General features: G+C 66.9%; 17 protein-coding genes and 1 pseudogene. 8 read left to right on the top strand and 10 right to left on the bottom strand.

Going from position 1 to position 22,990, the window contains the following annotated elements; genetic code table 11:
- Positions 1-26: 26 nt before the first annotated feature.
- The 4 genes from PLZ73_06295 to PLZ73_06280 are packed head-to-tail and all read right to left on the bottom strand — an operon-like array spanning position 27 to position 4,356.
- Positions 27-1,772, bottom strand: a complete 1,746-nt coding sequence (locus PLZ73_06295; protein HOO77482.1) for an NADH-dependent [FeFe] hydrogenase, group A6 — start codon at positions 1,770-1,772, stop codon at positions 27-29.
- A gap of 4 nt (positions 1,773-1,776) precedes the next feature.
- Positions 1,777-3,534, bottom strand: coding sequence for an NADH-ubiquinone oxidoreductase-F iron-sulfur binding region domain-containing protein (locus tag PLZ73_06290; GenBank protein ID HOO77481.1), 1,758 nt, complete (start codon positions 3,532-3,534; stop codon positions 1,777-1,779).
- Positions 3,535-3,538: 4 nt separating this feature from the next.
- On the bottom strand, positions 3,539-3,880 hold the full coding sequence (locus PLZ73_06285) for a (2Fe-2S) ferredoxin domain-containing protein (protein HOO77480.1): 342 nt from the start codon (positions 3,878-3,880) through the stop codon (positions 3,539-3,541).
- Positions 3,877-4,356, bottom strand: coding sequence for an NAD(P)H-dependent oxidoreductase subunit E (locus tag PLZ73_06280; GenBank protein ID HOO77479.1), 480 nt, complete (start codon positions 4,354-4,356; stop codon positions 3,877-3,879). The genes PLZ73_06285 and PLZ73_06280 overlap by 4 nt, the downstream gene beginning before the upstream one ends.
- A gap of 140 nt (positions 4,357-4,496) precedes the next feature.
- On the opposite strand from PLZ73_06280, the gene PLZ73_06275 reads away from it, so the two are divergent.
- From PLZ73_06275 to PLZ73_06260, 4 genes are read left to right on the top strand one after another with little or no spacing between them, the layout of a single operon-like run.
- Entirely contained in the window at positions 4,497-5,609 is a 1,113-nt protein-coding gene (locus tag PLZ73_06275; protein HOO77478.1) for a glycosyltransferase family 9 protein, read from the top strand.
- Positions 5,610-5,616: 7 nt separating this feature from the next.
- Entirely contained in the window at positions 5,617-6,366 is a 750-nt protein-coding gene (locus PLZ73_06270) for a glycosyltransferase (protein ID HOO77477.1), read from the top strand.
- Positions 6,363-7,757 carry a UTP--glucose-1-phosphate uridylyltransferase gene (locus tag PLZ73_06265; protein HOO77476.1) on the top strand — a complete coding sequence of 465 codons (1,395 nt, stop codon included), beginning with the start codon at positions 6,363-6,365 and terminating at the stop codon, positions 7,755-7,757. The genes PLZ73_06270 and PLZ73_06265 overlap by 4 nt, the downstream gene beginning before the upstream one ends.
- A gap of 35 nt (positions 7,758-7,792) precedes the next feature.
- Positions 7,793-8,101 carry a DUF202 domain-containing protein gene (locus tag PLZ73_06260; protein HOO77475.1) on the top strand — a complete coding sequence of 103 codons (309 nt, stop codon included), beginning with the start codon at positions 7,793-7,795 and terminating at the stop codon, positions 8,099-8,101.
- Between the two features lie 5 nt (positions 8,102-8,106).
- Here PLZ73_06260 and PLZ73_06255 read toward each other — a convergent pair whose 3' ends face one another.
- Positions 8,107-10,779, bottom strand: coding sequence for a PAS domain S-box protein (locus PLZ73_06255; GenBank protein ID HOO77474.1), 2,673 nt, complete (start codon positions 10,777-10,779; stop codon positions 8,107-8,109).
- Between the two features lie 90 nt (positions 10,780-10,869).
- On the opposite strand from PLZ73_06255, the gene PLZ73_06250 reads away from it, so the two are divergent.
- Entirely contained in the window at positions 10,870-11,697 is an 828-nt protein-coding gene (locus PLZ73_06250) for a mechanosensitive ion channel family protein (protein HOO77473.1), read from the top strand.
- Here PLZ73_06250 and PLZ73_06245 read toward each other — a convergent pair.
- Positions 11,690-12,832 (bottom strand): PAS domain-containing sensor histidine kinase, encoded by a 1,143-nt coding sequence (locus PLZ73_06245; GenBank protein HOO77472.1) that lies wholly within the window; start codon positions 12,830-12,832, stop codon positions 11,690-11,692. The two genes, PLZ73_06250 and PLZ73_06245, sit on opposite strands and share 8 nt — an antisense overlap.
- On the bottom strand, positions 12,795-13,181 hold the full coding sequence (locus PLZ73_06240; protein ID HOO77471.1) for a response regulator: 387 nt from the start codon (positions 13,179-13,181) through the stop codon (positions 12,795-12,797). The genes PLZ73_06245 and PLZ73_06240 overlap by 38 nt, the downstream gene beginning before the upstream one ends.
- A gap of 115 nt (positions 13,182-13,296) precedes the next feature.
- Between PLZ73_06240 and PLZ73_06235 the strand changes: the two genes are divergently transcribed.
- The 3 genes from PLZ73_06235 to PLZ73_06225 are packed head-to-tail and all read left to right on the top strand — an operon-like array spanning position 13,297 to position 20,320.
- Entirely contained in the window at positions 13,297-15,288 is a 1,992-nt protein-coding gene (locus PLZ73_06235) for a carboxypeptidase-like regulatory domain-containing protein (protein ID HOO77470.1), read from the top strand.
- Between the two features lie 12 nt (positions 15,289-15,300).
- Positions 15,301-16,287 carry a glycosyltransferase gene (locus PLZ73_06230; protein ID HOO77469.1) on the top strand — a complete coding sequence of 329 codons (987 nt, stop codon included), beginning with the start codon at positions 15,301-15,303 and terminating at the stop codon, positions 16,285-16,287.
- A 28-nt stretch (positions 16,288-16,315) separates the two neighbouring features.
- Positions 16,316-20,320 carry a right-handed parallel beta-helix repeat-containing protein gene (locus tag PLZ73_06225; protein HOO77468.1) on the top strand — a complete coding sequence of 1,335 codons (4,005 nt, stop codon included), beginning with the start codon at positions 16,316-16,318 and terminating at the stop codon, positions 20,318-20,320.
- Here the strand turns inward: PLZ73_06225 and PLZ73_06220 are convergent.
- From PLZ73_06220 to PLZ73_06210, 3 genes and pseudogenes are all read right to left on the bottom strand, one after another.
- Positions 20,310-20,930: a glycosyltransferase family 4 protein gene (locus PLZ73_06220; GenBank protein ID HOO77467.1), complete on the bottom strand. Its 621-nt coding sequence runs from the start codon at positions 20,928-20,930 to the stop codon at positions 20,310-20,312. The two genes, PLZ73_06225 and PLZ73_06220, sit on opposite strands and share 11 nt — an antisense overlap.
- Positions 20,931-20,981: 51 nt before the next feature.
- A pseudogene (locus PLZ73_06215) lies at positions 20,982-21,488 on the bottom strand (glycosyltransferase).
- The gene (locus PLZ73_06210; GenBank protein ID HOO77466.1) at positions 21,419-22,927 is read right to left on the bottom strand and encodes a glycosyltransferase family 39 protein; all 1,509 of its coding nucleotides are present in this window, start codon (positions 22,925-22,927) and stop codon (positions 21,419-21,421) included. The pseudogene PLZ73_06215 and the gene PLZ73_06210 overlap by 70 nt, the downstream one beginning before the upstream one ends.
- Positions 22,928-22,990 lie beyond the last annotated feature (63 nt).

Raw genomic sequence — 22,990 nt, 5'->3', positions numbered from 1 at the left:
CGGCGGGGTCGGCCCGGGTCCCCGCCTTATTTCTTGTAGAGCGGCCGCGCCCGGTAGCTGGTGTGCAGGAGCTGTTCCGAGCGTTTTCCCAGGGGCTTCCCCAAAAACTCGTTGTAGAGGGCCTGAACCGCCGGGTTTTCGTGGGAGTAGCGGATGGGGCTGTCCCGGTCCGCCCGGTAGATTCCGGCGGCCCGGGCTTCCCTGACCTCGTCCGTGACCGGGTAGGGCTGCCCCCCGCCCCCCACGCACCCCCCGGGGCAGGCCATGACCTCGATGAAATGGTAGGGAAGGGGCTTTCCCGCCTTTTGGGCCGCGATCACCCGGTCGAGGACCTGGGAGACGTTGGCCAGGCCCTGGGCGACCGCGATTTTGAGCGTCTCCGAGCCCAGTTTGATCGACGCTTCCTTGATCCCGGCCAGACCCCGCAGTTCCTTGAAATCGAACCGTTTGTAGTTTTCCCCGGTGACCATGTAGTGGGCGGTGCGCAGCGCGGCCTCCATGACCCCGCCGGTGGCCCCGAAGATCACCCCCGCGCCCGAATAGTCGGCGAGGATATGGTCGGGGTCTTCGTCGGGGAGGTTGAGGAAGTCGATCCCGATCTGCCGGATCATCCTGATCAGCTCGCGGGTGGTGATGACGATGTCCACGTCCTGGGAACCGGAAGCGTACATGTCGTCGTTGCGGGTGATCTCGAATTTCTTGGCGGTGCAGGGCATGACCGAGACCATGACGATCGAAGCCGGGTCGATCTGCCGGTCCTGGGCGTAATAGGTCTTGGCCAGCACGCCCAGGATCTGTTGGGGGGATTTGACCGAGGAGAAGTGGTCGATCATCTCCGGGTAGAATTTTTCCATGAAATCGATCCAGGCGGGACAGCAGGTGGTGATCATGGGAAGCCGCTCGGCCCCCGCCTTCAGGCGCTCGGTGAATTCGGCGCCCTCCTCCATGATGGTGACGTCGGCGCTGAAACAGGTGTCGAAGACGGCGCTGAACCCCAGCCTCCGGAAGAGGGCGTACGTCTTCCGGGTCAGGTCGGTCCCGGGGGGGAGGCCGAAGCCTTCGCCGACCGCGACCCGGACCGAGGGGGCGATCTGGACCACGCAGTGCTTGGCGGGGTCGAGGAGCGCGTCCCAGACCCGGCGGGTGTCGTCCTGCTCGAAGATGGCCCCGGTGGGGCAATGGGCCGAACATTGGCCGCATTTGATGCAGGGGGATTCGGCCAGCTGGATGTCTCCGGCCGGGGAGATCCGGGTATTGAAGCCGCGTTCCAGGAAGGAGAGGGCCCAGACGTCCTGGAGGATCTGGCAGACCTCGACGCAGCGTCCGCACTTGATGCACTTATCGGGGTCGAGGACGATGGTTCCGGTGGAGGAGTCCTGGGGAAGGTCGCGCACGATCTTGTCGTAGAGTTCGTCGCGGATGGCGAAGTCCGCCACCAGTTTCTGCAGCTCGCAGTTGTTGTTGCGTCCGCAGGTGAGGCAATAGTTGGGGTGGTTGGAGAGGATCAGCTCCACGATCGTGCGCCGGACCTTGACCAGCTCCGGGTCGTGGGTGACGATCTCCATCCCCTCCTCGAGCGGGGTGCAACAGGCCCGCTGCATCTTCTGCGAGCCCTTGATCTTGACCACGCAGAGACCGCAGGCGGCCGAAGGCGGCAGGTCGGGATGGGCGCAGAGGGTGGGGATCTTGACCTGCACCCTGCGGGCCGCCTCCAGGATCGTCGTCCCTTCCTCGACCTCGACCGGAATGTCGTTGACGAACGCTTTGATCATGGGGTCAATCTCGCTGGATGGCGTCGAATTTGCACTCGGCGAAGCACCGTCCGCACCGGATGCATTCTTCGGAGTTGATGACGAACCCGGTCTCACGGTTCCCGGCGATGCAGTGGACCGGGCAGTGGCGGATACAGAGCCCGCAGCGCTTGCACTTGTCCTGGTCGATGGCGTAGCTGAAGAGCTTCTGGCAGCGCCCGGCCGGGCAATGGCGCCGTTCGATGTGCTCCCGGTATTCGTCTTCGAAGTAGTTGAGGGTGGAGAGAACCGGGTTGGGCGCGGTCTGCCCCAGCCCGCAGAGGGAAGCTTTCTGCATGGCGTGGCAGATGGTCCGGAGCTTTTCCAGATCCTCGACCCGTCCTTCCCCGTCGGTGATCCGGGTCAGGATGCGCAGGAGCTGGACCCCCCCGATCCGGCAGGGGGCGCATTTCCCGCAGGACTCGTCCACGCAGAACCGCAGGTAGAACTTGGCGATGTCGACCAGGCAGTCGTCCTCGTCCATGACGATCATGCCCCCCGAGCCCATGATCGACCCCAGTTTCTGCAGCTTCTCGTAGCCCACCGGGATATTGATGAAGTCGCTGGAGATGACCCCCCCCGAAGGCCCGCCGGTCTGGACGGCCTTGAGCGCCCGGCCCCGGGCCACCCCGCCGCCGATCTCGAAGACGATCTCCTTGAGGGTGGTCCCCATCGGCACCTCGATCAGGCCCGAGTTGCGGACTTTTCCGGTCAGGGCGAAGACCTTGGTGCCCCGGCTGGCTCCCTTGGTCAGAATCCGGCCGATCCCGGAAAACCACTCGCCCCCCTTGAGGAGGATGCGGGGGACGTTGGCTAGGGTCTCGACGTTGTTGATGACCGTCGGTTTTCCCCAGAGGCCCTTGACCGCGGCGTAGGGGGGGCGGGGGCTGGGGTACCCCCGTTTGCCTTCGATGGAGGCGATGAGCGCGGTTTCTTCCCCGCAGACGAACGCCCCCGCTCCCAGCCTGATCTCGATGTCGAAGTCGAAGCCTGATTCGAGGATGTTTTTCCCCAGCAGGCCCCGGGCGTAGGCCTGGTCGATGGCGTGCTGCACCCGCTTGATCGCCAGGGGATATTCGGCCCGGATGTAGACGTAGCCTTGCCCGGCGCGGACCGCGAACCCGGCGATGATCATGCCTTCCAGGACGGAATGGGGGTCGCCCTCCAGGACGCTCCGGTCCATGTAGGCCCCGGGGTCGCCCTCATCCCCGTTGCAGATCACGAACTTCTGGTCGGCATCGACGTTGAGGGTGAACTCCCACTTCTTCCAGGTCGGGTAGCCTCCCCCCCCGCGCCCCCTGAGCCCGCTGATCTTCAGTTCCCCGATCGTCTCTTCCGGGGTCATCCCCCCCAGAACCTTGGCCGCGGCGGCGTACCCGTCCACGCCGATGTAGTCGTCGATGTTCTCGGGGTCGATGACCCCGCAGTTGCGCAGCACGATCCGCGTCTGCAGGCTCCGGTGTTCGTGGAGAAGGCGCTTGATCGTTTTTCCCTCGCAGACGGTCTGGGAGACGATGGGGGCGACGTCTTTCTCCTCCACGCCCGCGTAGACGATGTCGTCGGGGAGGATATGGACGACCACTCCCGCGTCGTAGAGGCCGATGTCCGCCACCCGGACCGGCTGGACGGCGTCGTCGAGCTTTTTCTCGACCAGGTGCTTGAGGAAACCGCTGTAGAACTCCCGGGTCCGGTCCGGCCCCGTCGCCCCCGTGTCCTTGATCAAAATGCGTTTGCCCCGGTGCATCGGATTATCTCAGGGGAACGTCGTAAATGATGTCGTTGAGGAGGATCTTGCCGACCACGTGTTTTTCCACGATCTTGGCGGCCTTCTCCCCGTCCACTTTTCCGTAGAAGACCCGGGGGGCGCCCTCGACGTCGACTTCGACCAGGGGCTCGGCGTAGCACATGCCCACGCAGCCGACTTTCTTGAGGGTCACGTCCAGTTCCCGTTTTCGGATCTCCCGTTCCAGAACCGCGTACACTTCCTCGGCCCCGGCGGCGATCCCGCAGGTGCTGTACCCCACCCGGATCCAGTTTTTAGGCTCGGATTCCCGGGAACTCTTGATCCGGCTCAGCTCCGCGGCGTTCATTCCGTCAGTTCCTTGGTGTAGGCGGAGAGGATTTCGATGACTTCGCCGACCTTGACCTCCCCGTGGATGGTGTCGTCGATCTTGAGCACCGGGGCCAGCCCGCAGCAGCCCAGGCAGCGGACCACGGTCAGGTTGAAGAGTCCGTCCGGGGTGGTTTCCCCCGGGCCGATGCCGAGGATGTTGCGGATTTCGCCGAGCAGGTTGGGCGCCCCCTTCAGGTAGCAGGCGGTGCCCATGCAGACCGAGATGGTGTGCTTGCCCGGGGGGGTGAGTTTGAAGTAGTGGTAGAAGGTGATGACTTCGTAGATGCGGGCCAGGGGGATGTCCATCTCCCGCGAAATTTCCAGGGAGACCTCGCGGGGAACGTAGCCGTAGAGCTTCTCGATCTCGTGCAGGACCATGATCAGGGTGCCGCGTTTCCCCCGCCACTTCGAGACCACTTTCCTGACGTCGCTGCTCAGTTGTTCCCGGTCCATAGTTCCACCGTGCGTTTACGAACGTTCGGGCGGGGATTCTAGCAGGTTCCGGGTCCCGGCGCAAGGAGGGTACGGCCACTTTATCCTGTCCTTACCCCCGCCGGCTGTGCTTAAATGCCGCCGCTGACGGGGACCGAACCATGGAAATCATTAAACGGGAATGCCGGTTCTACCGGGGGGACAGGCCCTGCCGGTACCATAAGGCTTCGGGGGCGAAGTGCGCCGACTGCTCCGAGTACGCCCCCGCCGGCCGGGAAATTCTCGTCGTCAAGCTGGACGCCCTCGGCGACGTTCTGCGCACCACCGCGATTCTCCCCGGCCTGAAAAAGAGGGACCCGGGCGCTTTCATCACCTGGATCACCCGCGCCCCGGCGCTCCCTCTCTTCGTCGGCAACGACCTGGTCGACCGGGTGCTCCCCCTTCAGCCCGACGGATTGGTCGCTCTCCAGGTCCGCGAGTTCGACCTGGCCGTCAACCTCGACACGTCGCCTCTCAGCGCCGGGCTCCTCTCCCTGGCCCGGGCCCGCGAGAAGGTAGGTTTCGACCTCGACGAACGCGGCCGGGTGCGCCCGCTGGGGGATGCCGCCCGGGAGCTGCTGGAGACGAGCGTCTTCGACGACCTCAAACGCGCCAACCGGCGGACCTATCAGGAGATCGTCTCCGGGATCCTCGGCCTGGAACCTCCGGTCGGGGGCGTGGTCCTGAACCTCCTGCCCGCCGAGCGCGAAGCCGGACGGATTTTCGCAATCCGCAACGGGCTGGACGAGTGCCGTCTGACCGTGGGCGTCAACACCGGCGGCGGCGGCCGCTGGCGGTATAAGCGCTGGACCGAAACCGGCACGGTGGAGTTGATCCGGCGCCTGCGGGGGGAGCTCGACGCCCAGGTCGTTCTCTTCGGCGGCCCGGAGGAGGAGGAACGCAACGCCCGCATTCTGGAGGCGGCGGGCCCGCAGGTAATCGACGCCGGCTGCCGCAACTCCCTGCGGGGATTCTTCTCCCGGCTGGCCCAGGTCGACATTCTGGTCGCCAGCGACACCATGGCCCTGCACGCCGCCCTGGGTCTGGGAAAGAAAGTGGCGGCGCTCTTCGGGCCCACCTCGGCTTGGGAGATAGAGCTTTACGGCCGCGGGGAGCGGGTCGTCGCGCCCGTCCCCTGCCAGTGCTGCTACCTCAACGACTGCGAGGTTTCCCCCAACTGCATGGACAGCATCACCGCGGAGAGGGTGATGGAGTCGCTGGTCAGGCTGCTGTGAGGTGCCGGTGAAGGTTGCGGTAGTGATTCCCACCTACAACGAGGCCGGAGACATCGCCGAGGTGGTCGAGGGGGTTCTGGCCCAGCCTTTCCCGGAACTGGAGGTGCTGGTGGTCGACGACGGATCCCCCGACGGCACCGGGCGCCTGGTCGAGGAGGTTGCCCGCCGCGACCCCCGGGTCCGCCTGATCGCCCGCCGCGGGCCCCGGGGACGGGGCCGCGCCGGGCGGGAGGGGTACCTGGCGGCCCTGGCGGCCGGGGCCGACGCGATCGTGGAAATGGACGGCGACGGTTCGCACCGGCCCGACGACCTGCCCCTCCTGGTGGAGGGGCTTTCCCGGGCGGAGATGATCCTGGGCTCCCGGTTTATCCCCGGGGGCGGGGCGGTGGGCCGGGGCGCGCACCGGGACTTGATCAGTCGGGGGGCCCGCTGGTATCTGCGGGCGCTGCTGGGCCTGGATTACGCTGACCCCACCACCGGGTTCAGGGGATTCACCCGCCGCGGCCTGGAAGCGGTCGATCCGGATTCGATCGCCTCGACCGACCCCTTCATCGTGACCGAGGTTCTCTATCGGGCCCGACGGGCGGGCCTGACCGTGGCCGAGGTCCCCATCGTTTTCCGGGACCGGGTTCACGGGAAATCGAAACTGAAGACATCGGTGCTGCTCAAATATTTTTTCCGGGCGGCCCGGTTGAGATTCCGTCCGACGCCTCCCCCCGCGGGGAGGGCGGGACCTTGCCTGGAGGAAGAACCATGAGCGCGGATCTGCTGCAACGGTATCACTTCGACCCCCGGGAGTTCGAAGAGCTCCAGAGGAGGTACCGCTCCGGCGAACTGAGCCTGGAGACCAACGTCATCACCTACGGCAACGACTGGGAGGTCGGGGTTCCGCTCCCGGAGGATACGGCGGAGTTCCCGGGCGACGGTTCCCCGGAGAGCCGCGCGGGCGCCGAGATCATCTCCTCCGGCACATACGGGTTGATCCTGATGAACGGCGGCGCCGCCACCCGTTTTCAGAAGCCCGGCGAGCGCCTGCCCAAGGGGGCGTTCGAGATCATGGAAGAGGGGGGGAGGCTCCGGAGTTTCATGGAACTGAAGCTGGCCCACGCCCGCTGGGCCTCCCGGCATTTCGGCGCCCGGCTGCCGGTCTGGATCCTCAACAGCTACTTCACCGACGAACGGACGCGGGAGATCCTGTCCGAGCGCGGCAATTTCGGTAAAGAGGACGTGTTCACCTACTGCCAGGGGATCATGAAGCGGGTGATCCCGTCCGCCGCCGACATCCGCGCCCATTACGGGAAGGCTTTGCGGAAACTCGACCTGCGCCTGAAGTCGGAGGCGCCCGCCGGCCGGCCGGCCCTGGAGAAAGTCCGCGCCGACCTCGCCGAGTACATCGGGTTCTGGGCCGACTACGGCCGCGCCCACGCCGGGGACGTGGTGGAGAGCGACGAGGAGGAAAACCGCTACAACCCTCCGGGGCACCTCGACACCACCCTCTGGCTGATCCTGGATCCGTCGCGCCCCCTCCTGACCATGGTCGACCTGGGGATCGAGTACCTGGGTATCTCCAACATCGACAACCTGGGGGCGACGGTCGACCCGGCGCTTCCCGGGCTGCTCGCGCTGAGGGAACGGGACGGGGTGGGGATTCTCTGCGAGGTCAGCGTCAAGCCCCCCGGTCAGAAGGGGGGGACCCTGGCCCGGGTCTACGCTCCGGAGATCGGCCGCGAATGGCCGCAGATCGTCGAGGAGTTCGCCTTTCCCCCCGATTTCGACCAGGACGCGATCCCCGACTTCAACAACGCCACCTACACCGTTTCCGTTCGGGGGCTCCTCGACCTCTTCGGCCTCGACCGCGAGCGTCTGCGGCGGGCGTCCCGGGAAGAACTGATCGAGCGGGCGCGGAGCCTGACGGACCGGCTCCCGGTCTACGTCGCCATCAAGGAACTCAAGGAGCTGGGGCCTTCCGGGGAAGTCGACCGCCCGGTGGTGCAGTTCGAGCGGCTCCAGGGAGACCTGACCCGGCTCCTGACCCCGCTGGCCGTCAAGACCGCCGGCCGGTTTTTCCCGGTCAAGAAGCGCGAGGACATTCCCCTGGTGGTGCCCGAGCTGCGCCGGGCCCTGGCGGGACGGCTGATCCTCGACTGAGAAAGCATCCCGGGGCCGGAGGCAAGGAAGCAAGCATGATCGAAAATCCCTACGAACGTTTCCGCCACCAGGATCTGATTCTCCGGGACGAGCTGGCGCTCGACCGGACGCTCCTGGCCAACGAACGGACCTTTCTCGCCTACCTGCGCGGGGGACTCACCCTGGTCCTGGCCGGGGTGACCTTCGTGCACTTCGTCTCCGGGGGGGCGCTCTATTACCTGGGCCTGGCCCTGATCCCCCTGGGGGCGGCGGTATCGGTCTTCGGGGCGGTCCGGTTCCGGATCATGGAAAAGCGGATCCGCGTGGTCCGGCGGCGGTTCCGGCAGGACCCCCGCCGCCTCTGATCCCCTTACGGGTTGGTTTCGGCCCCCTCCGGGGGCGCCTGCCGTCCGGCGCAGGCCCGCTCGATCACCCGGTTGAGTTCTCCCAGCATGAAAGGCTTGGAGAGGGAGGCGTCGAATCCGTTCCCCCGGGGGTCGACGATGGCGGTGTCGTTGGAGAAGCCGCTGGCGGCGATCAGGCAGGCGTCGGGATTTTCCTTCCTCAGCGCCCGCGCCGTCTCTTTCCCCCCGATGCCGTCGGGCATGACCAGGTCGAGGAGGACGGCGACGTAGGGGTCTCCCTGCTTTCGGGCTTCCCGGTACAGCTCGATCCCGCGTTCTCCGCTCTCGGCCGAGCTGACCCGATAGCCCAGCAGTTCCAGCATCTCCCGCACCCCCTCCCGGACCTCGGGTTCGTCGTCGACGTGAAGAATCCGGCCCGATCCGCAGCCGGGAGTGACCGGGTGCTCTCCTTCCCCGGGCGGGGGAGCGTCGCTGGCCGGCAGGTAGACGGTGAAGGTGGCGCCTTTTCCCGGGATGGAGGAGGCGACGATCGCTCCTTGGTGTTTGCGGACGATGGAGTTGACCACCGCCAACCCCAGCCCCGCACCGGTGCGCTTGGTGGTGTAGAAGGGCTCGAACATTTTCTCCAGGTGGGCGGGGGAGATGCCGGGCCCGGTGTCGCTGCTGGTCAGGCAGACGTATTCGCCCGCGCCCAGGCCGGGGATTTTCCCGTCGCGCACCGTGACGTTGCCGGCCCGGAGGACGAGAGTTCCCCGTCCTTTCATCGCTTGCTTGGCGTTGATGGCGAGGTTGTGGATCACCTGGCCGAGTTGGCCCCGGTCCCCGAGAACGGGCTTGAGTTCGGGGTCGATTTCGATCCGGGAAACGACTTCCGATCCGCTCAGGGCGATGTCCAGGTTTTCCCGGATCACCGCGGCCAGGTCGACCGGGACCAGGTTCGGGGTTTCCCCCCGGGAGAAGGACAGGAGTTCCCGGGTCAGGTTGCGGGCCTGGCGGATCCCGCGCTCCGCCCGCTCCAGTTTCTGGATGATCTCCTGGTTGCCGCCGGCGCGCATCTTGGCCAGGGAGATCTGCCCCGCGATCCCGGTGAGGATATTGTTGAAGTCGTGGGCGATTCCCCCCGCCATCAGGCCGATGGTCTCGATCTTGGAGGTGCGGATCAGCTCTTCCTCCATCCGCTTGCGCTCGGTGATGTCCATGGCGACGCCGAGGACGCTCGGTCTCGGAGTTCCGGTCGAGGTGAAGGGTATTTTGATGGTTTGAAAAACCCGATCCCGGCCGTTGTGGTCGACGACCGTTTCCTCCGGTATGAGCCGGGGCCGGCCCCGGCGGATGACATCGAGGTCCTGTTCGTGGAAGGCCCGGGCCAGCTCGGCCGGGTAGAAGTCGGCGTCGGTCTTTCCCAGCATCGCTTCGACGGTGGTTCCGTGAAAATCGGCCATGGCCCGGTTGGCGGTCAGGATCTTTCCCGAGTCGTCCTTGGCGAAGATGAAATGGGGGACGAGGTCGATGATCTGCCGCAGCTTGAGCTCGCTGCGGCGGATGGCTTCGTTGGCCGTTTCGTAATCGGTCATGTCCACCCCGACCGAGACGATGTTCCCGGATTCCAACTTGAAGCTGGCCCAGTCCTGGAGCCGTTTCTCCCCCGCCCGGGTCCGGACCTCCCAGCGGGAGTAGGTCCCTTCCCCGAGCAGGGCGTGCTCGAAGAAGCGGTCCCGGGTTTCGGTGTCGGAGAAAAGCTGGCCCAGGGGGTCGTCCGAGTTCATGATCTCGTCCGAACTCCAGCCGATTTTTTCCCGGCACTCCCGGTTCCAGAGGAGGATGCCCCCGCCCTCGTCGAAGGCCATGATCATGACCGGCGCGCTGTGGTAGATGGTCCGGAAGATCGTTTCCCGGCGCTTGAGTTCCTTCTCGGCCAGGGTCCGGGCGGTGACGTCGCGGGCCAGGCCCTCGAAGGCCACCACCTTCCCGGACTCGTCGACTTCGAAGGTGAGGGAGTAGTCGAGGTAGACCACGCGCCCGTCGCGGTGGACCTGTTTGACCACCACGCGCTCCGGGGGGCGTTCCCGGGCGCCGAGGCTGGAAAAGATCCGTTCGATCTTGTCCAGGTCCCCCCGCAGGGTGATCCGGCGGTGGAAGAGGGGATCGCGGTAGTAAGCTTCCGGGGGATAGCCCAGGATATGTTCGACCGCCGGACTGACGAAGGTGTAGCCCTTCTCCGCTTCCATCCGGAAGCTGATGTCGGTGGTGTTGGCCAGGATCAGGCGCAGCCTTCCTTCGCTGATTTCCAGGGAGTGGCGGGCCTCGACCTCGGTGGAGATGTCCTTGATCACCAGGAGAAATTTTCCGCGCCCCGCGCCCAGGGCGGCCCCGTACACTTCCTTCCAATGAACGGAGCCGTCGGCGTGGACGACCCGGACGGGCCCGGGCAGATCCTCTCCCCGGCGCAGCCGCTCCAGGGCTTCCTCCACCTTTTCGCGGTCCTCTGCCGGAACCAGGTCCCGGACGTTGCGCTCCGTCAGTTCCCGGGGTTCGTAGCCGGAGTTGCGGCAGGCGGCGGGGTTGGCGTCGAGGATGGCGCCGTCCCCGGAAAGGAGCAGGGCCCCCAAGGGAAAAAGATGGAACATCACCCTCCCCCCGGGGAGCCGGGACCCGGATGTATCGCGTCGCTCGCTCATGGATAAATAGTCTGGAATCTCCTCCGGACCGGTTATATGGTAAACATTCCCAGCAAGAACGCTCAAGCAGATACTGACGAGGAGGGAGCGATGGAAGCCTGGAAAAACTGGTTGTTCGAACAGGGTCCGGAAGCGGTGGCCGACGTGGCCTACGCCCTGATTTTATTCGGGCTCGGCTGGCTGGCGAGCCGGTTCGTGGGCCGGCTCGTCAGCCGGGTCCTCGCCCGGGGAAAACTCAGGGAGGAAAAACTTCTGATCGGCCTGGCCGCCCGGGCCGCCCGGAGCACGGTGGTGGTGGTGGCGGCCATCATGGCCCTGGAAAAACTGGGGGTGTCGATCGCCCCCTTCGTGGCCAGCCTGGGGGTGGGGAGCCTGGTCCTGGGCTTCGCCTTCAAGGATTCCCTCTCCAATTTCGCTTCCGGCATCATGATCCTGGTCTACCGTCCCTTCCGTCTGGGGGACGTCGTCGATATCGCCGGGACCATGGGCACGGTCGAGGACCTCAACATCGTCTCCACCAAGCTCAAGTCCTTCGAAGGACCGGTGGTCTACCTCCCCAACTCCAGCGTCTGGGGAACCAAGATCGTCAACTACGCCCGCGCCCCCTTCCGCCGCACCGTATTTTCGGTGGGGATCGCCTATGGAGACGATCAGTTCCGCGCCCGGGAAGTGATCGCGGGAGTGCTGGAGGCCGACGCCCGGATCCTCAAGGACCCGGCCCCCTTTGTCCGGCTCAAGGAACTGGGGGACAGCAGCGTCAATTTCGACATCTTCGTCTACACCGCTCCCGGCGCGTTCGGAGACGTGCTCAACGATTTCTACGCCCGGTTGAAACAGGCCCTGGAGAAGGAAGGGTTCTCCATCCCCTTCCCGCAACGGGATATCCACCTCTTCGGGGAGGCCCCGCCCGCTACGTGAGGGAGGGCAGCGTGAAGGTGAAGACCGCGCCCTCGGGGCCGTTCCCGGCGCGGATCCCGCCCCCGTAATGGCGGAGGATTTCGCGGCAGATGGCCAGGCCCAGGCCGACGCCGTGGCCGTTTTCGCCGCTCCGGTCCCCCTGCTGAAAGCGTTCGAAGATGGTTTCCTCCATCCCGTCCGGGATCCCCGGGCCCTGGTCGCGGATGCGGACTTCGGCCGCGCCCTTCCCCTTTTCCTTCCACCCCAGCTCGATCGAGACCGTGCTCCCCGGAGGGGAATACTTGATGGCGTTACTCAGGAGGTTGAGAAAAACTTCCCGGATCCGGTCCCGGTCGGCCACGACCCTGACTTCCAGCGGAGGGTTGCAGAGGTCGATGGCCACGTTTTTCTCCAGGGCCAGGCCCTGCATGTCCGCGACCGCTTCCAGGGCGGCGCCGGTCAGGTTGACGACCTCGTCGTTGAAGCTCATCTCGCCGGATTCGATCTTGGCGAGTTCGAGCATCCGGTTGAGCATGCCGTTCAGCCGCTCCGACGCGGCGTGGATCTGCCCGATGAACTCCCGCCGGGTGGCCTCGTCCGCCCGGTCCCCCATGGTCAGGAGGATATTGGAGAAAGCCCGGATGGAAGTGAGGGGAGTCCGGATTTCGTGAGAGAGGGTGGATATGAACTCCCCCTTGAAGTCGGAGGCCTTGCGCAGCTGTTTCAAGGTCAGGTTGAGTTCGGCTTCCCGGCGTTTTTCCTCGGTGATGTCGGTGGAGATGCCGATGTAGCCGAGTATGTCGAGATCGGCGTCGTAGACGGTGGAGACGGTCAGGCGAACGGGGAAGACCGATCCGTCCTTGCGGCGGTTATAGACTTCCCCCCTCCAGACGCCTCCCACCGCTTCCTCGGCGATCTTGGGCCCGAGATCGTCGGGGTTGCCGGGGATGTCGCCGAAAAGGTCGGTGGAGGAAAAGCCGATCACCTCTTCCGGAGCGTACCCGTGGGAGACGCGCAGGGCGGGGTTGGCGTAGATGATCCGGCGGCCGGTATCGGTGAAGACCACCGTCTCCCGGGCCGATTCGATCGCCCTTCTGAACCAGGCGGGAGGCAGGTACTTACTGGTTTTCCCCGGCGGGGAGGTAGGAGAGGACATCTTCGATAACCTGCCTGATCCGGACGGTTTTAAGGATATAGTCCGCCGCCCCCGCCTCCAGGAAGACGTTGCTGGCTTCCTCCAGGGGGTACCCGGAGAGGATGATGACGGGGATCCGCTTCAGTTCCGGGTCCTCTTTCAGAGCCTGGAGAGCGTCCAAACCGGTGATGTCGGGAAGGGCGACGTCCAGGAGAATAAGGTCGGGCTTGAGGGCCTTGGCCTTCCGCAAGCCTTCTTCCCCGGTTCCGGCTGTTTCCAGGGCCAGGCCCAACCCGCGAAAATGGATGCCCAGCAGGGTGAGGATCGACTCCTCGTCGTCGATGGCCAGAATAACGGCGTTCTTCCGCATGGTCGCGTCTCCCCCGGTCCTTTCAGAAACTACCATAGTTTACCCCCGGCTCCAAGCGCTAGTCTGTGCGTTTTCTCCGATTCCTGGTATAATTATACTCAAAAGGAGGCCTCGCATGAGACCGATCGCGGCGGTGCTGCTTTTCCCGGCCCTGGCGTTCGCCGCCGGAGCCCAGACGCTGCTGGTGGACCACACCTGCACGGATTCGGGAACCGTTCCCTCGGCCTGGATCGCCCAGGCCAAAAGCGACCTGCACATCGCGTATCAGCACACCTCTCACGGCAGCCAGCTGATCACCGGAATGGACTGTCTGGGAGCCTTTCCCGCCTACGGGGACCGGTATCGCTGGAGCGACGACGGTTCCTCCGGTCTCGACCTCGACGACGAGGGGATCCCCGGTTGCGCCGACCTGAGCGCGGGGGATTACATCGACGGCCACGGCGTCACCCCCTGGGTCACCGCCACCCGGGCCCTCCTCGACGACCCCGCCAACTACCACGTCAACGTCGTCGTCTGGTCCTGGTGCAGCATCAACGGGCATAACGTCCAGCGCTACCTCGACCACATGGAGCTGCTGATCTCGGAGTACGGTCCGGGCGGGAGCAAGGCCCGGGCCGCTCAGCACCCCGTGATCTTCGTCTTCATGACCGGGCACGCCGAGGGGGAAGGGGAGTACGAGGAGGACTACGGCGACGGCACCGGCAACGTTCACTACAACAACCAGCGCATCCGCGCGCACTGCGCCGCCAACGGCCGCGTTCTCTTCGACTTCGCCGACATCGAGGCCTACGATCCCGACGGCTCCTACTTCTGGGACCTGGAGATGTACGACAATCTCGACTACACCCAGCCCGGGGTGGGGGAGAGAAACTGGGCTTCCCAGTGGCTGGCGGCCCACCCCTCCTCCGAGCTGTCCATCCTGACCACCGGCGACGGGGTCGCCGGCTACGGCGGTTGCACCGGGTGCGCCCACTCCGACAGCCCCCCCTGCGCCAACCTCAACTGCATCCTCAAGGGCCGGGCGGCCTGGTGGCTCTTCGCCCGGTTGGCCGGCTGGCCCGGGGCCGGGGCCCCCACCCCCGTCCCCACCTCCCCCCCGCCGACCCCGACCCCGTGCAGCCTGGGTATCCGCCTGGAAGGGCACGTCTACGCCGCCGCCGCCGGCCAGGGGGTGCCGGGGGCCGAAGTCACCCTGATCACCGCCACCCACGGGGAGACGTCCGCCGTCACCGAATCCTCGGGCTACTACCTGACCTCCGTGATCGGGGCCGACGAATGCGGGCCCTGGGAGTACGCGGTCACGGTTACCGCTCCCGGGTACCACTCCCGGCGGACGACCCTCACCCTCCCCGACCCTGATCCGGGCGCCGAGCAGGACTTCGATCTCGCGCCGTTCCCGGCCGCGGGCGGCTCCGACTTCGACGGCGACGGAACCGTCGACTTCGCGCTCTTCCGCGGCGGCCTCTGGCTGGTCCGCGGCCTCACCCGCGTCTGTTACGGGACCGAGGGCGACGTTCCCGTTCCCGCCGACTTCGACGGCGACGGCGCGACCGATCCGGCCGTCTACCGTTCCGGCGCCTGGCTAGTCCGCGCCTTCACCCGCTGGTATTTCGGCGCCGCGGGCGACGTTCCCGTTCCCGCCGACTTCGACGGCGACGGGACCGCCGATTGCGCGCTCTTCCGCGATGGGCTCTGGGCGGTGCGGGGGAGGACCCGGATCTGGTTCGGCGCCGCCGGAGACCTGCCCCTGGCCGCCGACTACGGCGGAGACGGCACCGCCGACTTCGTTCTCTACCGGGGGTCCGACGGCAAGTGGCTGCACCTCGGGCAGAGCCCGGCCTGGTTCGGGGGCGCCAACGATCTTCCCCTCGTGCTGCGCTCCGGCGCCGGCGCGGGGACGGGGATTTTCCGGTCGGGGGCCGGTCTCTGGCTCTCTCCGGGGGGGAGCCGGGTCTATTTCGGCGTCCGGGGGGACGATCCGGTCCCCGCCGCCTACGCCGGCGACGGCGTTCCCGATTGCGCGGTTTTCCGCAACGGGCTCTGGGCGGTCAGGGGCGAAACCGCTTTCTACTACGGCCGGGAAGGCGACCTTCCCCTCTCCCGCTGAGATGGGTCCGGAATGAAGTTTTCGGTCGTCATTCCCAACCATAACGGTTCCGCCACGCTCCCGGAGGCACTGGAAGGTCTTTTCGCCGCCGGCGCGCGCTCCGGCGAGGTGATCGTGGCGGACGACGCCTCCACCGACGGGTCGGACTCTCTGGCGGAGCGGTTCCCGGTCAAGGTCGAGCGGAGTTCGGTCAACCGGGGCGCCGCCTCCGCCCGGAACCTGGGCGCGCGGTCCGCTTCCGGCGATATCCTGGTCTTCGTCGACAACGACGTGGTCGTACCCCCCGACGTCTTTTCCTGCCTGGAGGAGGATTTCGCCGATCCCTCCGTGGCCGGGGTCATCGGGCTCCTCGCTCCCGTCACCCGCTTCCCCGATCTCTGCAGCCAATACAAGAACTACTACATGCACTACACCTATATGAAGCTGCCGCGTCGCGTCGGCGTATTCTATACCAGTCTGGCCGCCGTCCGCCGCGAAGTCTTCGCCGAAGTGGGCGGGTTCGACGAGCAGTACCGTTCCGCCACCATCGAGGACCTCGAGATCGGCCTGCGCATCGTCAAGCGGGGGCGGCCGCTGGTCATCGACAAGCGGCTCCAAGTCGACCATATCCGTCATTACGGTTTCTCCTCGCTCTGCCGCACGGCCTTCCGCCGCGCCGCGGGATCGGCCAAGATCGCGCTCCGGGACCGGATCTCCAGCCGCAAGAGTTCCTACGTCACCACCAGCCGCGCCTTTCTGGGAGGCATGGTCCTGACCTTCGCGGCGGCGGCGGCGCTCCTGGCCGCCGCCGGCTGGCGGTCTTGGGAACCGGCGGCGGCGGCCGCGGTTTTCGCCGCCGCCGCGGTGGCGATCAACGCCGGCTTTCTGGCCGGCCTCGCCGCCCGCACCCGGCCGGCGTATTTCTTCCTGGGGGCCGGGCTGCTTCTGATCGATCTCTTCTGCCACGGGTGTGGTACACTCTACGGAGTCGCTACGTTTTTGCGGGGCGCCCGCTACTGACGGGGGCCGGGAGAACGGGAGGGGAGCCATGGGAAACGCCGTCCGGAAAGCACAGCTTCTCGGCGCCGTCCTGGCGGCGTCCGGCGCCTGGCTGTCGCCCGCCGCCGCCGATTACGAAGTGATCCTGGCCACCGACACCGACCCCGGGACCGCCGGGCAGCTCCGGTACGGGCTCGAAAACGCTTCCGGAACCCTTTTTTTCAGTCAGACCGCCTTTCCCCCGGGGACGGCGACCGCCATCGTCCTCGCCGCCGATCTGGTGCTGAGCGCCGACAACCTGGTCGTCGACGGTTTCTACTCCGGGCAGGGAAGCGGCGACGTGGTCATCGACGGGGACGGGTACCGCTGCCTGGCGATCGACGGTGACGGCAACACCGTGCGGGGTCTGACCTTGACCGGCGGATCGGTGGGGGCGGAGATCAGCGGTTCCTACAACCGTTTCGGAGAAGAGGGGTTTCCCAATCAGGTCGTGGACAACGAGACCTCGGGAGTGTTGGTCTCGGGAGGGGACGACAACAGCATCGAAGGCAATTATATCGGCCTGACCTCCTCCGGCGCCGCTTCCGGCAACGGGGGGGACGGAATCCGGATCGAAGGAGGGTCGGGAGCGACGGTGGGCGGCGCGGGCACCGGCCGGAACGTCGTCGCCGCGAACGGGGGATACGGCATCTCGGTCAACCGCGGCGGCGCGGGCGCGGTCCGGACCGGCATCCGCAACAACTACATCGGCACCGATCCGACCGGCGCCGCGGCTCTGGCCAACGGGTTGGGGGGGGTCTCGGTCTGGAGCGCCGCCGAAACCGTGGTGGGAGGCGATTCCGCGGCGGGAGAGGGCAACCTTGTCTCCGGGCACGGGTCCGCGGCCGGGATCTGGTTCAACGCCTGTACCGGCGCCGGGAACGGAGTCTGGGGAAACCTGGTCGGCACCGACGCTTCCGGCCTGCTCTCCGTCCCCAACCGGGAGGGACTGTTGCTCACCGACAGCTCCGGGATCGAAGTCGGGGCGCCCGGCGGCTACCTCAACGTTTTCAGCGGCAACTCGTTCTGCGGAATTCGGCTGACTCAGCAGGTCGCCTCTCCGCCGGCGACCGTCGACAACCTGCTTCGGAGCAACCTGGTCGGGTTGGGCGCCGACGGGGTTTCGGCCGTAGCCAACGGCCAGGGGCGCGACGGCGACGCCGGCATCGTGATCGAAGGGGGGGCGGGAGGGAATCAGGTCGGGGATACCGGCTCCGGGGAAGGCAACCTGGTGGGGGAGAACCTCGGCGACGGGATTCTCCTCGACGATTCCGGGAACAACGTCCTCAGGGGCAACCTGCTCGGCACCGACGGTGCCGGCGCCGCCCTGGGCAACCTGTTTTCCGGGGTTCGCCTGCGCTCCGGGGCCGCCGGCAACCTCCTGGAGGAGAACACGGCCGCGTTCAACGGTCAGAGCGGCGAGCGCGACGGCGTCAGGATCGAGGGGAGCGGATCGACCTCCGATCTCGTCTCCCGGAACTCGACCTACGACAACGCCGGCCTGGGGATCCGTCTTCTCGATGGTGCCAACCAGGGCGTCGGCCCTCCCGCCATCGTCGAGGTGACCTGGACCTCTCCTTCTTCGGCCCGGGTGGCCGGCACCCGGAGCCTGGGGTGCGGGGTCGAGGTGTACCGGGCCGATGTCTCCGGGAGCGGTCCCGGGGAAGGGATGCTCTACCTGGGTTCGGCGCCGCTGGCGGTCTCCACGGTCTGGACGGTCGAGACCGCGGCCGGAATCAGCGAGGGCGATTGGCTTACCGCCGTTCAGTTCACCTCTCTCTCCAGCACTTCCGAGTTCTGCGAAAACCGTCTTTTCGCCCCCGAGTCCCCCACGCCGTCGCCGACGGCGGTGCCGACGGCTTCGCCGTCCCCTTCGCCCACGGTTTCCCCCACGCCTTCCCCCACCATCTCTCCCGTTCCCACCGCCACCCCGCCCCCGACCCCCACGCCCCGGCCCGCGGAAGAGCTCTATTCCTTCCCCCTGGACACGGATCCGGGCTGGACCGTCGAATCCGACTGGGCTTTCGGCGTTCCCGCCGGCTGGGGAGGGGGCACCGATCCCATCAATCAGGGTTACCCCGATCCGAATTCCGGACATACCGGGGCCAACGTCTACGGGTACAACCTGGAAGGCAACTACCCCAACGACATGCCCGAATATTTTCTGACCACCGGCCCCATCGACTGTTCGGCGGCGACCCAGATCAAGCTGGTCTTCTGGCGCTGGCTCAACGTCGAAGCCGCCACCCACGACTACGCCCGGATCGAATACACCACCGACGGGGAAGAGTGGGTGCGCATCTACCAGAACCTCCCCCCCCCCATCAACACCACCGACTCTGCCTGGACGGTGATGACCTACCAGGTTCAGGCGGCCGGGTACCAACCCCAGGTCCGTTTCCGCTGGGGCATGGGGCCTTCCGACAACATCCGCACGTTTTCGGGGTGGAACATCGACGACATCGAAATCTGGGGCGTCCCCCAGGCCACCCGCACGCCGCCCCCCACCGCCACCCCCACTCCTTCCGCCACTCCCACCTCCGTTCCCACCGCCACCCCGCCGCCCAGCGCCCCCCCCACCCCCAGTCCCGTCGCCACGCCCACCGCCGCCCAGCCGGTCCGGGTCTATTTCTTTTCCCTCGATTACAACCCCAGTTGGAACGCCGATACCGGATGGGAGTTCGGCGTGCCCCAGGGGCAGGGCAACGCTTCGGGCTGGTTCAACCCCGACCCGGTCTCCGGGGCCACCGGGGCCAACGTCTACGGATACAACCTGGAGGGCGACTATCCGGGTTCGATGTCCGGGACCTCGTGGTTGACCGCTCCCGCCCTCGACTGCTCGTTTCTGGAATCCGTCAACCTCCGGTTCCAACGCTGGCTGAACGTGGAGCGGTCGCAGTACGACCACGCCCTGATCGAATTCTCCACCGACGGCAGCCGCTGGGTCGGGATCTGGGAAAACCCCAAGATGTTCGACGTCGACACCGCCGATTCCTCCTGGACGCCGTTTTCGTACCAGCTGGGTCCCGGCGCCGACGGCGCGGGAACCCTGCGCCTGCGCTGGGGGATGGGGCCGACCGACCAGTTCAACGACTACTCGGGGTGGAACATCGACGACATCGAGATCTGGGGCATCCCCACCGGCCCCCTGCCCGGACCCACCCCCACGGTGATTACGCCCGTTCCCACTCCCAGCCGGATGCCGTCCCCCGTCCTCACTCCCGCGGTTTCTCCCACGCCCACCGTGGAGCCCACTCCCGTGCTCGGGGTATGGATCAACCCGGTGGCCGGCGGTGACTACCTCGGCGACGGCCGCTCCGACATCGCGGTCTTCCGTCCCCCGGTCGGGCTCTGGGCGGTCAGGGGGGCGACCAGGGCGTATTTCGGAGCGTCCGGAGACCTCCCCGTCAGCGGCGACTACGACGGCGACGGGACCGCCGATATCGCCCTCTACCGCGCATCCCGGGGCAAATGGCTGATCCGGGGGGTGACGTCCTACTTTTTCGGTCGCGCGGACGACCGGGTGGTCCCCGGAGATTACGACGCGGACGGCGTGACGGACGCCTGCGTTTTCCGGCCGTCCAGCGGTTCCTGGATCGTCCGCGCCGTCACCAAGCTCTATTTCGGGAAATCGGGGGATCTACCGGTGCGGGCCGATTACGGCGGCGACGGCGGGGTGGACGTGGCCGTCTTCCGGCCGTCCAGCGGGCTCTGGATCGTGCGCTCGCTGACCCGGGTTTATTTCGGGAGTTCTTCCGACTACCCGGTGCCGGCCCGCTACGGGGAAGCCGCCGCCGCGCCCGCGGTCTTTCGTCCCTTCGCCGGTCTCTGGCTGGCCCGGGGCACGACCCGGTTCTACTTCGGGACCCTGGCCGATCTTCCGATACCGGCCGATTACGACGGCGACGGCTTCGACGACCCGGCGATCTACCGGGCCGATTCCGGGCTCTGGTGGGTTCGGGGGATCTCCAAGGTCTACCACGGGGCGTTCAACGATCTTCCGGCTACCCGCTGACCGGGCGCCGCGTCGACGCGCCGGCGTCGACGAGGCGGCGGAAGACGGACGCATAGCGTCCGGCGATGGAATCCCAGCCGTAGCGTTCGGCGACGAAGGCGCGGGCCCGGTCCCCCGCTCGGCGGCGCCGGGCCGGGTCCCGGATCAGGGAGAGAAGGGCGTCCACGAAGGCTCCGGGATCGTCCCAGGGCAGGAGGTCGCCGTTCTCGCCCTCGACGACGGCCTCGCGGATCCCCTGCAGCTTCGAAGCCACCACCGGCAGCCCGGCGGCCCCCCCCTCGATGGCCACGATGCCGAAGCCCTCGATGTCGCCGGAGACCCGGACGTTGGGCATGACGAAGATATCGGCGGCGCAGTACGCGGCCTTGAGCAGGTCTCCCTTCATGGGCAGGTCCCCGAGCATGACCAGGTTCTCTTCGACCCCGGCGGCGCGGGCGGTTCGGACGATCTCTTCGCGCAGGGGGCCGTCTCCGGCCACCAGATAGACGACGGCGGGTTCGGCGCGGACGATGGCGGGGAGGATATCCCGGACGAACCGGTCGACTCCTTTCTTGGGAACCAGGCGCCCGACCGTGACCAAAACGGTTTTCCCGGAAAAGTCCCGGCCCAGGACGCGGTCCGGGCGCTCTTCCCGGGTCCAGGCGAAGTCGGCGACGTCGACGCCGTTGGGAATGACCTCGAGGATCTTCTCCGGCACCCCGTAGCCGCGGCAGATTTCCCGCAGCGACCGGCTGACGCAGATGACGCGGTCGAGGCGGCGCAGGGCCCAGGGGACCACGGTCAGATATCCGGGGAAGGCGAAGGCGATATCCCGGCCGTGAATGTTGACCGCCACCGGCACCCCGAGCAGTTTTTTCAGGACCACGCCCAGGGGCGCCATCAGGCCGTCGGAGAGGTAGACGGCGGTTACCTCCCCCCGCATCCCCAGCCGGAGCGTTTTCAGGGCGGCGTATACGAGGAAGCAGGGCATCAACCGCTGCGACCGTCCCCAGGCGATCAGCCGGAAAGGGATCTTTCCGGCCAGGTTCTCGGTCAGTTTCTGGTTGAAACGCTGCATGCCCCCGATGGAGGGGGGAAACTTCCGGGTAATGTAGACGATCATGGCGCCGTTTTCCCCGCCGCCCCGCCGGGCCGGATCCGGTAGAGGGTCAGGGGATAGAGCGAGGGGGGGATGAACGCGGACGCCTTCCGCAGCACCGGGGAAAGCGCTTCCGGGCCGGGGTGGGGTTCGAGCGGCCATCCCCTCCGGGCGGCTTCCTCCCGGATGAGAGCGTCGCAGGGGTGCGAAGTGGTCCAGGCTTCACGGCCCCGAGCCAGGACGTCCGCCACCGCGTCGCCGACTCCGGGTTCGGGGAGCTGGGTCCCGTGGGTGTAGACCGTCCGTTCCGGGAAGGCGGTCTTGTCCCAGTAGTGGCTGAAGAGCACGCCCGAAGCCGGGACCCGGTTCATGATAAATACGCGGACCGAACCGTAGTAGGCGCTCTGCAGCGTCGTCTCCACGACTCCCCCGGGGGCGAGCACCGCTACGGCCAGGGAGAGGCCGACGGCCGCGGCCAGCGCCCGGCGGGGGCGGGGGAAACGTCCGATCGCCGCCGCCGCCGGAATGCAGAGCAGCGCCAGGGCGGGGAGGAGATAGCGGAGGAAAGAGGAGTGGAGGGTCAGTTCCCCTTCTTCGTGCCCGTACGTCCCGAAATTGGAGAAGAAGCCGACCGCCAGGGCGAACAGCAGCAGGTAGAAGGGCCGGAAACGGGGTCGGTCCGGTTCGTCGTCGCCCCCGAAGATGCCGATCAGTGCCAGGACCAGGGGGGGGAAGGCCAGGGTGAGCGTCAGCGGGAGCATGCGCACATGGTTGATCCAGATGGAGGGGTGAAAATTGAGGTAGTCGAGGATGCGGGCGACGCTGAGGGGGGCCTTGACCCCCATGACTTCGCCGCTCACCCGCGTGGCCGCGGTGTACCCCAGGGAGAGCCAGCTTCCGAAGACCCGCGAGTTGTACCAGAGCAGCGCCCCGACCCCGGCCGCCAGGACCGCCAGGGAGAGGAGAAACCGTGCCGGTCCGCGTACCCGCCGCCGCTCCCAGAAAATCAGCCCCGCCAGGCCGGCCAGATAGACGACGTTGGTGGGCCGGATCCATAGGAAACAACCGGAGGCCAGCCCCAGGAGCGCGAACCAGACCGTGCCTCCGCGGCAGACGGCTTCCAGGAGGAACCAGAGGGAGAGCAGGAAGAAAAGGAGGTTGAAGACGGTGGGGTTGTACATGTAGGCGCGGTGAATGAGGATCGGATTGACCGCCAGCAGGACGGCGGCCCCCGCGGCCGCGGGGCCGCGGGGATGAAAGCGTCGCGCGATCAGGTACACGAGAACGACGGCGGCGGCGGCGGCGGCGGGGTTGATCAGCTTCCCCGGGAAGGAGGGGAGGAGCGCTTTCCAGCCGGCCCAGGCCAGGATGAACCCCGGGAACTTCCGGGGGAAGGTCTTCTCCCCGCCGCCGGCGTAAATGAAGTAGCGGGGGGTGAACCCGGTTCGGCCGAAGAAGGCGTCTCCGGGGGGGACGTACCCGAAGCCTCCGGTTTCGGCCAGGTTGGTGGAATAAAAATCGTAGATCATGTCGTCCGGCGAAACCAGTTCGGTGCTGGCGATGAAGGGGATGAGATAGAAAAGAAACGCCCC

This window comes from bacterium (assembly GCA_035380285.1).
Lineage (GTDB): Bacteria > Auribacterota > Erginobacteria > Erginobacterales > DAOSXE01 > DAOSXE01.
Note: the sequence above shows the minus strand (reverse complement) of the source record. Positions and strands in the feature narration are given on the sequence as shown.